Source organism: Bradyrhizobium sp. AZCC 1588, assembly GCF_036924735.1.
In the GTDB taxonomy this organism is placed as follows: domain Bacteria; phylum Pseudomonadota; class Alphaproteobacteria; order Rhizobiales; family Xanthobacteraceae; genus Bradyrhizobium.
In genome coordinates, this window is record NZ_JAZHSC010000001.1 from 5776902 (window position 1) to 5789421 (window position 12520).

Below are 12520 nucleotides of genomic sequence, written 5' to 3' on the forward strand. Positions count from 1 at the left end.
AAGACTTAAGGCTAATGTCAGTCCCTCTGACCCGGTCCTTTCGGTGGTTTGCTCGTCCGCTGACGCTAGTCGTCGCGGTGGTTCTGGCTGTCGTGGTCTCGACCGGGTTTCTCGGCCTTCGATATTGGCAGGAGCGACAAGCGGCGAGTCTTGCACACGAGCGCAGCCGTCAGGTACTCGACACGCTGGATCGGCTGCGGGCGGTCATCGCCGACGTCGAGGCCCAAAGACGCGAGTATCTGCTGACTCTCGACCCCTCATATCTCAAGGCTTACGGCGTCTCCGACGAAAGCGTACGGCGAGAGGCGCAGGCGCTCCAGGCTCTGGTCGCGAACGATCCGTTGCAGAACCATCGTGCCGGACATCTGGCGCTGACAGTTGCAGCAAAGCTGCGTGAGATCGATGACATCGTCAAGACGGCCAGCACCTCCGGGCTGGCGGCGCTGACCATGATCCGCAGCCTGGACGAGATAAGGTCGCAAATCGACCAGATGGTGGACCACGAGCGTTTGCTGCTCGTGGATCAGGAGAAGCGCGCCGAGGCACTCGAACAACGCAAAGCCAGGCTGATCGCGACCGCCATCGTCGTTGTCGCAGTCCTGGCGGTGGTGGCATTGGCGCTTGCACGGCTCGAAGCGATAAGGCGGCGTAAGGCGATCGCGGAGAACATCGCGCTCCACGGCGATCTCCTGGCGCGCGACAAGATGATCCGGCGCCTGGTCGACGCCAACATCGTTGGCATCATCATTTGGGATCTCGAAGGTCGCATTCTCGAGGCCAACGACGCGTTTCTCCGTATGTTGGGTTACAACCGGGAGGATCTTGTCTCCGGTCGCCTGAGCCGGACCGACCTGACGCCGGCGGAATGGCACGACCGCGACGCACGCACGGTGGCGGACCTGAAGCGGATGAGGACCGTCCAGCCGTTCGAGAAGGAGTATTTTCGGAAGGACGGCAGTCGTGTGCCCGTGCTGCTCGGCGGGGTGATGTTCGAACAAAGCTCAGATCAAGGTGTTAGTTTCGTCCTCGATTTGACCGAGCGCAAGCGGGCGGAAGAGGCGCTGCGGCAGAGCGAGGAACGCTTTCGCACCCTCGTGCAGTTCTCCTTCGACGTGTACTGGGAGACTGATGCGCAACATCGCTTCACGCACCAGGAGTTCGCAGAGACCCTTGCCGACGCGCCGGCGCCGGGCGCCGAGATCGGCAAGACCCGTTGGGAGGTGCCTTACCTGGAGCCGGATGAAGAGGCCTGGCGCAAGCACCGGGAAACGCTCGATGCCCACCTGCCGTTTCGCGATTTTGAGCTTGCGCGAGCTGGCCCCGACGGCAGCAAGCGTTACGTGTCCGTCTCCGGGCTGCCGGTGTTTGACAAGACGGAGCGCTTCGTCGGCTACCGCGGCGTCGGGCGGCACATCACCGAACGCAGGCGGGCCGAAGAATCCTTGCGCGCCATGCAGGCGGAGCTCGCGCACGCCAATCGCGTCACCACGATGGGTCAATTGACGGCCTCGATCGCCCATGAGGTCAACCAGCCGATCGCGGCAACGGTTACCAATGCCGGGGCTGCCCTGCGCTGGCTCAGCGCTCAACCGCCCAATCTCGGTGAGGTTCGGGATTCGCTTCGCCGTATCGTCGAGGACGGCAAGCGCGCCGGCAACGTCATCAACGGGATCCGGGCCCTCATCAACAAGGTGCCGCCGCGGAACGATCGGTTCGACCTCAATGAAGCCATCCTCGAAATGGTCGTGCTGACCCGGAGCGAAATGCTCAAACACGGCATCTTGCTGCAGACCGACCTCGCGCCGGGCTTGCCTATGGTGAAAGGCGATCGCACCCAACTGCAGCAGGTGATTCTGAACCTGATCCTCAATGCCATTGAAGCCATGGAGGGCGTCGGCGAGCGGGCAGGCGCACTGCGGATCAACAGCGAGAGGGAGGCCGCGGGCGGCGTGCTCGTCACGGTTCGCGATTCCGGCCCGGGCCTGGACCCGGCGGATGTCGAGCGCGTGTTCGAGGCCTTCTATACGACGAAGGCCAAGGGCATGGGCATGGGCCTCGCAATCTGCCGGTCGATGGTCGAGGCTCACGGGGGACGGATGTGGGCGAGCGCGAACGAACCGCGGGGCGCCGTGTTTCAATTTTCTCTGCCGCTGGAACAAGACGAGAGCGTTCAAGCCCGGCAGATCCGGTCCAACCCGGCCGCGTGAGCGATGGGTCGACCGGAGCCTTCGCGGCCGCTTGGCTAACGCTCACACAGCGACGCCTGTTGCGTGGCTGCCGCAGCGCCGACGAGCGACTTTCCGTTGAGCTTCTCCTATCTTGTCCATGGAGCTTGCTGCCGCTCAACTGTGCGCGGTCTGAGCCATGATGCGCCCGACGTTCTCCGGTCCGAAGAACTCCGGTGGTGGGACCGTGCCGGCGAGGACGCTGACGAAGTCGCTCATCGTCTCCTCATTGCCGCACACCGCCCCGAGGAGCTGCTGCATCTCCGGCGGGGGCGGCTCGATTCTCGCGAACTCGCAGGTGAGCTGGAATATCGGCATCGCTGAGTCGTCCCGAACGCGCTGATAGCAGGCCATCGCATCGTCCAGCGAGATTCTTCCAGCGAACGAATCGTCGAGAGCGTCGGCTACGGCCTCGGCGGAGCGGAAGGCGTCGCTGATTCCCTGAGCCGTCACAGGATCCTTGTGGTAGCCGGCATCCCCGACCAGCACCCAGCCCGCGCCGTAGGGCTTGCGAAAGAAGTTCGGCAAAACTCCCGTGCCCACGAATCGCGTCTCGAGCCTAGCGCTGCGCACGCGCTCGTGGACGTTCGGCGCGAGCTCGAATGCCCTCAGGCAATTGCCCTCCACATCCCTGCGGTTTGTCTCGAACTCGGCGCGCGGCCAAGCAATGACCCCCATCGTCAGGCCGTTGTTGGTAGGGGCCAGCCCGAAGGCCCGATCCGGACGGATGTAGACTTCGAGGCCGTCAGTCGGCAGTCCACTCCAGTACGCGTAGTACTGCGCGGAAATGGTCGGTCGCTCGTTGTATTGCTGCGGCCGGACAGCTTTCGCTACGACCGAGTGCAGTCCGTCCGCTCCAACGACTACCCGAGCCCTCCGTGTGACGGGCGCGCCGCCGTTGGAACGGCCGCGTATCCCCATGACCCGGCCTTCCTCGATGAGGATCTCATCGACAGTAAAGCCCTCTTGCAGCTCGGCACCTGCCTCGATGGCGGCGTCGACGAGCAACTTGTCGAGGACGATGCGCCGCGGACAGTAGGCCTGCGACACGCCCTGCGTCGGGCGGAGAGGTCCGGAGATGGTGATTGGCCCGAAATCGTACGAGTACTTTGTGATTGCGGGGCAGCCGGTGTCTTGAAGCCGTTGCAACAAATGCCACCGCTTAAGTGCGGCGACGCCGGGAGGGTGGATAATGTGCGTCGACATCGTGTCGCTCGGAAATGTCGCTTTGTCGACGAGGAGCACACGGTATCCCTTGCGAGCGAGGAGCATGGCGGTTGGCGATCCGGCACAGCGTGCTCCCACTACAATTACGTCGTAGTCCGCATTCATACCGTCCTCCTTGATCCGATGCATGGCGCGAGCGTCGCCCAAGCGTCATCCGGGACATATGGTGCCTTCTCTCAAATGGCAGCCGCGACTCATGCGCTCATCGTGTTGGGTTCCTCCTGGGCGCACGACGGGAACAGCCTCATTTCGGTCCCGGTCCGAACCTTTGCCGCAAATTCGTGTTTCTTTGCTGGCCCGGTGTTCGGCGCGGCCTACGCCGGCGGAGCGGCCGAGCAAAGCAGGCGTGGCGGCTTGAACCCAGCGGACTGAGGTCAGTCTTTTCAGGGTTGGTGGAGCGTGGCGGCGCGGGCGTTGCGCCTGAAAGCGGACATTGATTGCAGCGGCTCGGCCAAAGGGCAAATAGGCGACGTCCGAGACATTGCTCTCGATCTCAAGTAGCTGCAGAATGGCGCGTCAGAACAGGTCTACGGGAGGGATACCATGATCTCACGTCGTCTTGTCATCCGACTGCTTGGGGCCGCAGTAATAGCTTTCGCGCTCAGCCCCATCCCGGTGGCCCTGGCTTTTTCGCCCGAGGCGCGCCACGCCAAACTCGATGAAGCCCTTCGGGGATTGGTGGAAGGCCGCAGCACTCCGGGTATCGTGGTGCTGATCCTCCAAGACGGCCGCCCGGTCTACAGCCGCAGCGTCGGCGTTCGCGAGGTTGGGAGTACCGCGCCGATCGGCGCAAACGACATGTTCCGAGTTGCCTCAATGACGAAGGCTGTCACCTCGGTGGCGGCGATGATCCTTGTCGAGCAGGGCAAGATTGGTCTGGATGATCCGGTCAGCCGCTTCCTCCCCGAGTTCACCAAGCTGCGGGTGCGAGCGCCCGACGGCGCCGAGGGGCCGGCCAACAGGCCCCCGACAATCCGCGAACTGCTCACCCATACCGCCGGGCTCTCCTATAACTTCATCAATAATGCTCGGCTTGTGGATGCATATCGCGACGCACGCGTGACCGACGGGCTGGATCAGCCCGAAGTAACCACCGCTGAAGCAATGCAGCGTCTCGCCTCCGTTCCGCTTGGCTATCAGCCTGGTACGGGCTGGGAATACTCGCTTGCGACGGACGTGCTCGGCGCCGTCATCGAGAAGGTGACGGGAAACAGCCTGGAATCCTTTGTCACCGAGCGCATTGCAAAGCCCTTGCGCATCGAGAGTTTTGTGTTCAACCCACTTGAGGCTCTTCGCTCACGCTTCGTGCAGGTGACGCGACCCGCACAGGTCACGGGCGCACTCGGCACAGGCTACGTTCCCGTGATGGGACCTGAGGCAGTGCCGTTCCCACCCACCAAGGGCACTGCCAGCCTCGACCCGAACCGCGCCTTCTCTCCGACTGCCTACAATTCCGGCGGCGCCGGCATGAGTGCCACTATCGGTGACTACGTGCGGTTCTTGCAGATGCTGCTGAACGAGGGCGAGCTTGACGGCGTGCGGGTGCTCCGCGCTGAGACGGTCCGGCAGATGACGCAGAATGCGACCGGCAACATGCCGACGATTCGCGGGCCCGGTTGGGGCTTCACGCTGGGCTTTGGGATCCTGACTGATCCCGCCGCAGCCAAGAGCCGTCTTCCGGCCGGTAGCTATGGATGGGGCGGCATCTATGGCACGCAGTTCTGGATCGATCCGACAAACCGCGTCATCGGCGTAGTCATGACCCAGACCGCGATTATCGGCTCCGGTCCAATTTCGAATGCCGTCCGGGAGGCGTTCTATGCGGCCGATTGAAGATTCGATACCAAGTTAGGAATCGGTCGGCACCCGCAAGGCTTGGGACGTCCCGTTCAAACGGTGCTCTCGGTCTGCCTCTATGAGCGGGAGTATATTTATCGATGGCTGTCAGCTCCCCCGATCTGAAAGCGTTCTTGCTCGCCACGCCTTTCTTCGGTGGCCTTTCAGATGCAGGCCTCGATCTCCTGATCTCTATGCTGGTCGAGCGCCGGTTCAACGCCGGTGCCACTGTCGTAGCGGAAGGAGAACCGGGGCGCTCCATGTTCATTGTTCACTCCGGCCAGCTCGTGGTGAGCAAGCTGGCGGATGCCGGACGCGTCATTCGCATAGCTTGTCTCGAGCCCGGTGATTTCTTCGGCGAAATGACGCTGATCGAAATGCAGAACCGATCAGCTACCGTCGTCGCGGAGAGCTCAACGGTGCTGTACGAGCTCACAGCCCAAAAACTCTACACGTGCTACAAAACCGACATCCATGCGTATGTGATGGTAATGCAGAACATCAACCGCGAGCTTTGTCGGCGGCTCCGCCGCGCCGACGATCGCATTGCCAAGCTGCAGATGCTTCACGCGCAATGACGTTTGCGCAGCTCGCTACGCACTCCGGCCCGGCGGGAGGACGACGACGATCGCGCCGAGTTTCACCCGATTGACGAGATCGATGATGTCTTCGTTGGTCATGCGGATGCAGCCGGACGATATGGCCTGACCGATATATTCCGGCTGGTTGGTGCCGTGGATGCGGTACAGCGTGTCCTTGTTGCCCTCGTAAAGATAGATCGCCCGCGCGCCTAGCGGATTGTCCGGACCTCCGGCAACGCGCTTCGGGTAGGGGCCCAATCGAGCCTGGATCTCTGCCGTCGGGATCCAATCCGGCCATTCAGCCATGCGGCCAACGGTTGCAACGCCGGCCCAGGCCAGCGCTTCCTCTCCCACCGTCACGCCGTAACGGATCGCCTTGCCTCCCGGCAGCACGTAATAGAGATAACGCGCGTTGCTATCGACCAAGATCGTGCCCGGCTGTTCTTTGCGCGTATAGTCGACGATATGTCGGCGATAAGTTTCCGGAATGCTCGCCTGCGCATAACGCGCGTGGCCAAGTAACTGCCGGTCCCTCGGGGTCAAACTGGCATTTGATGACGGCGCAAGCGTCGCTTGCATGCAGCCGCCGAGTAACCCCACCAGTAACAACGCGAGCCCACGCCCCATCATCGCGTGTCCTCCAAAAGTCGCATGGACGCAATTTGTTTGCTCAAAAAGTGCAGAAATCAAGGCGAAGGTGCCGGAAGCTGGGGCATCGCGGCCTAAAACATGAAATTAGATTTGATTGCGACCACGAAGAAGGTGCGCTCCCTCTCCCGCTTGCGGGGGAGGCGCAGGCGGCCTACGGCCGCCGTTCTTGGTTTAAGAACGCCGATGCGCAGCATCGGCTATGGGTGGGGGTGTCTCCGCGGGCGACACTGCCCGGAGAGAGTCCCACCCGGCGCTTCGCGCCGACCTCGCGTATGCGCGACTACCGCGCCGGCTTCATGTAATTTGCCACGAGATGGTCGGCGATCTTGCGACCCATCGCTTCTCCGACTTCCAGCGAATTGCGAAAATGAATGCCGCCCCAGATGCGCACCTCTTTGTGCTCCTGGGCCATCTGCGCAAAGCTGGCAAATTGGCGCGAAAGGCGGGGGTCGGAAGTATCGGTCACGGTGAAGTTCTCCGGCCCGTTGCCAAAAACAGCTTCAAGAACGCCTCGCACCGCACCCGCATTGATCCCCGCCTGCGATGGATACTCCGGATGCATCGGCGTGGTGTTCAGAGGCTGCCAGCCTGCGTCGCGTTCAGTGGCATCGTTGCCGTCCTGGTCGCCGTTACGGATCGCAGTGATCGGCCGCCAAAAATTGTATTGGAATTTGGCGTCCCAATCGACGATGAAGCAATTGGCGAAAGCCATGGACATCAGTGCAAACACTCGCGCGCTTTCTGCCACAGGGAGATCGTGATGGGCGGAAGCCTGCCTGGTGGCTTGGAACCATGCGGACCCAAGGTTGGCCTGTGTCCAGAAGCGAACAGCGTCGGACTGCGCGTCGGTCCGCTTGGTGCTTTTCACGCCGCCCATTTCCTTGGTTTCGTTGTAATCGCGCGTGTAAAGAGCACTGTCGAGGAGCGGGGGCGGAGCCGGGCGAAACTGACTCGCACTTGCTAAGCCCCACGGCTTGGCCGTCGCATATTGAGGAAACAGCGGCAGGGTGGTCGGCACCCAGACGCCGGCCGTAGTGAGCGGGCGATATGTGTCGGGCGTGTTTGTCTCGTCGCTCTGACGTTCCGCGAAGATGGCGCCCGCAACTTTTTCACCTAAATCAATGCCCGCAACCCGTGCGGAGTTGTCCGGAATGGTTTTCATCGTCTCTGCGAAGGCCGCGTCGATCCGCTCCTTCTGGCCGGGATACTGGCGCATCAGAATTTCGCGGGCAGCCGCCGCTGCCGCGGCCTCGGCCGAGGCGTTCGGGTCAATCGGAAGCTCTGGTATGTAACGCGAATATCGGTTCTGCACCGAGTTGACCGCGTCAGACATGGACACGTTCACCAGGGCCATGCTGCGCGTCCACGGATTACCGCCCACGCTGGCCGACTTCATCACGCCCATTGCGGTGTTGTTCCAGTCGCTGATGACGTCCGCGCGGACCGGTGTATCGGCTGAGATTAGGACCAGGCCGACGATTACAGATTTCAGCACGTTCATCGTTGCCTCCTTCGAAAAGTTAGGTTTTCGAAATGCCAATGTGGTGTGAATGTACCTCCGAGATGATCTCATGCGCGCAGCCGCATCCGCGCCCGTCACGCGAAAGCGTCGCCCAACTGCCAAGGGTCTATTATCAAGGGTCTATTATGCTTTTCGCCAAGTAGGCCGATTGCAGCGGCGCTTGGCGAACGTCGCGCCTACCGCTCAGGCGTGTCCGTTTTCGAAGCAGATATCGCGGACCAGCGCTCGTCGAAACTGGCAGTCGGGAGCTCGTTCGCGTCAACTGCGAGGTCTTTCGACATCGTCGGGCCGGCGGAGACGACAGTGCCCTCGGTCAAAGGCGAATGCGACCTCATGGTGGCGGCAGTTGCAGCAACAGCGAGCAGAGCGACAGCCACGAACCCGGTAATCGTTCGGTGCCTTGTCATCAGAACCTCCTGCGGTTCTTGGAAGCCCTTGACGTGGGTCACGGGAACCTCGCGAAGGTTCAACAGCAATGCGACATGTGTGAAGTGCGCGAAGCCATAGTCGGACAATGAAGCTGTCGCAGATTCAAATGTTCACCTCCTTTCTTTGGAATAGCGACGTTCTTGCCGCGCTGCTTGGCTGCGACGATTCCGTTTCCCGAATGTGAGCACAGTTTCTTTCGACAATGTCGGCTACGGTGATTTGCGGACCTCGATGCTCGCGACCAAGCCCCGGATTCGCATCCGGGGCTTCGCGCGGTCGGCACAAGAGCTCAACGCGCCCGCTTGAGCGTGTTCTCGATCATGTAGGCCGCGACCTTTCGGCCCACGTCCTCGCTCACGCGGATCGCGAATCTATAGTGCACGCCGCCCCAGACGCGGACATTCTTCTGCTCCTCGGCCATATCGGCCAGGCTGGCGAACGGCCGCGTTCGCTTCGCATCCCGCACATCGGTTGCCGTGAAAGGAATGGCCTTCACGGGACCGAACACCGATTCCAGAATTGCCGACGCGATCGTCGCGTTGATCGTCGCCTGCGAGGGGTATTCCGGATGCATCGGGGTCGGATTGAATGAGGTCCAGCCGGCATCGCGCTCAGTGGCATCATTGCCGTCCTGGTCGCCATTGCGGATCGCGGTGACCGGGCGCCAGACATTGTAGGTGTATTTCGCGTCCCAATTGACGATGTAGGCGTTCGCCAGACTCATGTTGAGCAGCGCGAACAGGCGGGCACATTCGGCAAGCGGCATCTCCTGCTTCATGGCGAGCTCGCGCGCCGCCGCCTGCCATGCCGGGCCGAAATTAATGTTTTCCCAGAACTTAACCGCCTCGGTCTGCTCAGCGGTACGCGCCGTGCTTTTGGTACCGCCGAGGCCCTTGACCTCGTCGTAGTCTCGCGCCCACTCGGCGCTCGACAGTGCCGGCGGCGGGCCGGGCCGGAACTGGTCGGCATTCTTGAACACCCATGGCTTCGCGCGCGCGTATTGCTCCCGCATCGGCGGCGTGGTCGGCACCCATACCCCTGGGGCAGTGTGCGGCCGGTAAGTGTCCGGAGCGTTGGTGCCGTCGTTTGCGCGGTCGGCCTGTACTGCGTCGGCGACCGCCATACCCAGCTCGATGCCTTCGGTCTTGGCCGACCCGTCCGGGATCGCCTGGAGCGATGCCGCGTAGGTCTCTTCGATCTTGTCTTTCTTTGCGGGGTAGATCTGAACAAGGATCTGCCGCGCGGCCGTCGCGGCCGCGGCTTCTGCCGATGCGCCAGGTGCAGCCGGAACCGTCGCGATCACGCGGGTGTAGCGGTTATGCACGGTATTGATCGCATCCGACATCGCAACATGCACCATGGCCAAGGTGCGCAGTTTGGGATTGTTGCCGAGGTCATTGGCCACCAGGGTACCGGTGGTCACGTTCCAGTCAGTGACGACATCGGCGCGCGCTGGCGCGCCCAATAGCGCGGCAGCGATGATGCCCGGCAGCAGAGTAGCTGCCGACATTCCTAAATCGGATTTCATCGGAAGACTCCTTTTTGCCGCCCACGCGATGGGGTGTTGTTTCACGCCAGGTGGGCGTCGGGCACTTTATTCCTCGTTATTTTGCCCTGATGTGAACTGGCTCACCTGTGGTGCGAGATATCCGAGCGGGCCTCGGCACGTCAGCAGCCCGATGTACCATCAAGGTCCAGCGCGGCGTCTCATCGCAGCGGCGCGGCTGATCCACGCGCGCAAAGCTAGGCGATCGCGCAGAGGCGCGCTATTCTTCTTCCACCTCACGTTGTCTCGGCTGCAACACACTGGTGACCCATGGACAGCGATCCCTCACAGATCCCCGTTGAGCCAAACCCCTTCATGCACGGCCTGACCCACTTTGCGCAGAGTCTCGCCAGAGGACGGGCCAAGATCGTCGCGATCGGCTCGTCGACGACGGCCGGCGACGGCAAGATCAAACCCTATCCGGAAAGGCTGCTGTCGCTTCTTCAGGTCCAATATCCGAAAGGCAGGATCACCATGGTCAACCAGGGAGTCGGCGGCCAGGAAGCGCCGATCGAGCTCGAGCGGTTCGATACTGACGTCATCGCCGAAAAGCCCGATCTGGTGATCTGGCAGGTCGGGACGAATGCAGTCTGGCAAAGGCTGGACCACAATCCTCCGCCTCCCTCTTTCGACGAAACATGCCGGGCTATCCGCGATGGACTCGTCAAGCTGCGTGACGAAACGCAGGCCGACGTCATCCTGATGGACCTCCAATATGTGCCGGCCGTGCTCACGCCGGCCAAGAAGGACAAGGCGATGGCGATGGTCGGGGCGATCAGCGAACTGGCGCGGGAGGCCGGCGTCAATGTGTTTCGCCGCTTCGCATTCATGAAGGGCTTGCATCAGGTCGAGCAGGTCTCGTTCGACCGGATGGTAGACCCGAACGATGAACACAGGCTGCACGACAGCGACTGGGCGACGGAGCGCGTGGCGTGGGCGGTGAAGCTCGCGATCGTCAGAGGCGTTGACGAGGCATGGTCATCGGCAGCCGCGAGCACCACTTAGAGCGTGTTGGGTCATTTACGCCGCCTATTTTGGTCCTGTTCGCCGCATGTCTGCTTGTGTGAAGGGTTTCGGACGCCGGCCCCGTGCGCGCGGCCCTACCGTCATGGGGCCGGCATCCGAAACCCTTCACAAAAACGGAAGTGAACCTGCTCTTTTGGCTGCACCGAAAGTGGTGTATCCTTCAAGGGGTTGCCAATGGGCCGTGCCGGAGTTCTGTAGTTAAGCGTAGCACCAGCCTTCGGCCGGCAAGCATTACTCATTCATTGATATTGAATTTGGGGGGCGCGATTTCGCGCCCTCTATACTTCGCCATTTTGGAGTCATCCAGCCAAGGATAACGCTTGGCTCTGATAACGCTGGCTCCATTGTAGGAGGGATCGATGATCGAGCAATTCAAACGCCGCGATTTTCTGAGGGGCTGTGTGGCTATTGGAGGAGCCTTCGCCGCCGGCAGCTTCACCTGCATCGAAATCGCCAAAGCAGCCGTGATCGACATTCCCGTGGTGGACAAACTCTCGATCCGGGTGCTGGTCGATGGAAGCCAGAATATTTTCGAGCGCCCGGGCAGGGTGGGGAACGTCTCGATCGAGCCGGCACCACGGCAGCAGGACTATCGTCGCGCACTACACAATCAATGGGGTTTGTCTCTGTACCTGCAGTCACAGCGCGGCAATGAGCAGCGCACTATCATGCTCGACTTCGGCTATACGCCGGAAGCGCTGCTCAACAATATCGAACTGACCGGCGCTGATCCCAGTAAGATCAATGCAATGGTCGTGAGCCATGGCCACTTCGATCACTACGGCGGCCTCATCGGCTTCCTGCAGAAATACCGCAGTGCGTTGCCCGCCGATGTGAAACTCTATGCTGGCGGGGAGGACAACTTCTGTCAGCGCTATAGCGGCGCGCCCGGCACACTTGCCGAATTTGGCGCGCTCGATCGCCGCGAGCTGGTTGCGAACAAGGTCTCAGTCGTTCTGGCGGAAAATCCGACGGTTATCGCCGACCACGCTTTCACGACGGGTAGGATCAAGAGGTCGGGCATCGAAAGAGTGTTGCCGAACACGCACGTCGGCTTCGCTGTGAAGGACGGTCTCGGCTGTAACGCGAGCCACTACCTGCCGGAGGAGATGCTGGGCAAGATCGTTCCGGACGAGCACATCCACGAGCACGCGACCTGTTTCAATGTAAAAGATCGCGGGCTCGTGGTGATCAGCTCCTGCGGTCACGTCGGCATCGTCAATTCGGTCCGGCAGGCACAGGAAGTCTCCGGCGTGCAGAAGATTCATGCTATCGTCGGTGGCTTCCATCTCGGGCCGGCACCCGAGGACTATCTCAATCAAGTCGTCGGCGAGATCAAGAAGCTCGAACCGGACGTGATTATCCCGATGCATTGTAGCGGCGACAACTTCGCTCGCGCCGTGCGCGCGCAGATGCCGGACAAGCTTCTGGTTTCGACCACCGGCGTCCGTATGACTATGGGCGCATGAGGAATCGT

9 protein-coding genes are annotated in these 12520 nt (G+C 61.6%); 5 read left to right on the forward strand and 4 right to left on the reverse strand.

The window, feature by feature from the left end; genetic code table 11:
* Nucleotides 1-14 precede the first annotated feature (14 nt).
* The gene (locus tag V1277_RS26850; protein WP_334418895.1) at nt 15-2207 is read left to right on the forward strand and encodes an ATP-binding protein; all 2193 of its coding nucleotides are present in this window, start codon (nt 15-17) and stop codon (nt 2205-2207) included.
* Between the two features lie 135 nt (nt 2208-2342).
* On the opposite strand, the gene V1277_RS26855 is transcribed toward V1277_RS26850, so the two are convergent.
* Nucleotides 2343-3557 (reverse strand): NAD(P)/FAD-dependent oxidoreductase, encoded by a 1215-nt coding sequence (locus tag V1277_RS26855; protein WP_334418896.1) that lies wholly within the window; start codon nt 3555-3557, stop codon nt 2343-2345.
* A gap of 438 nt (nt 3558-3995) precedes the next feature.
* On the opposite strand from V1277_RS26855, the gene V1277_RS26860 reads away from it, so the two are divergent.
* Nucleotides 3996-5285 (forward strand): serine hydrolase domain-containing protein, encoded by a 1290-nt coding sequence (locus tag V1277_RS26860; protein ID WP_334418897.1) that lies wholly within the window; start codon nt 3996-3998, stop codon nt 5283-5285.
* A gap of 104 nt (nt 5286-5389) precedes the next feature.
* Entirely contained in the window at nt 5390-5866 is a 477-nt protein-coding gene (locus V1277_RS26865; RefSeq protein WP_334418898.1) for a Crp/Fnr family transcriptional regulator, read from the forward strand.
* Nucleotides 5867-5881: 15 nt separating this feature from the next.
* Here V1277_RS26865 and V1277_RS26870 read toward each other — a convergent pair whose 3' ends face one another.
* The 3 genes from V1277_RS26870 to V1277_RS26880 all read right to left on the reverse strand — a co-directional run bounded on the left by V1277_RS26870 (nt 5882) and on the right by V1277_RS26880 (nt 9999).
* Nucleotides 5882-6499 carry a L,D-transpeptidase gene (locus V1277_RS26870; RefSeq protein WP_334418899.1) on the reverse strand — a complete coding sequence of 206 codons (618 nt, stop codon included), beginning with the start codon at nt 6497-6499 and terminating at the stop codon, nt 5882-5884.
* A 301-nt stretch (nt 6500-6800) separates the two neighbouring features.
* Nucleotides 6801-8021 (reverse strand): vanadium-dependent haloperoxidase, encoded by a 1221-nt coding sequence (locus V1277_RS26875; protein WP_334418900.1) that lies wholly within the window; start codon nt 8019-8021, stop codon nt 6801-6803.
* A 739-nt stretch (nt 8022-8760) separates the two neighbouring features.
* Nucleotides 8761-9999: a vanadium-dependent haloperoxidase gene (locus V1277_RS26880; protein ID WP_334418901.1), complete on the reverse strand. Its 1239-nt coding sequence runs from the start codon at nt 9997-9999 to the stop codon at nt 8761-8763.
* Between the two features lie 288 nt (nt 10000-10287).
* Here V1277_RS26880 and V1277_RS26885 point away from each other — a divergent pair, with 288 nt between their 5' ends.
* Nucleotides 10288-11022, forward strand: coding sequence for an SGNH/GDSL hydrolase family protein (locus tag V1277_RS26885; RefSeq protein WP_334418902.1), 735 nt, complete (start codon nt 10288-10290; stop codon nt 11020-11022).
* A 380-nt stretch (nt 11023-11402) separates the two neighbouring features.
* Nucleotides 11403-12512, forward strand: a complete 1110-nt coding sequence (locus V1277_RS26890; RefSeq protein WP_334418903.1) for an MBL fold metallo-hydrolase — start codon at nt 11403-11405, stop codon at nt 12510-12512.
* Nucleotides 12513-12520: the final 8 nt, after the last annotated feature.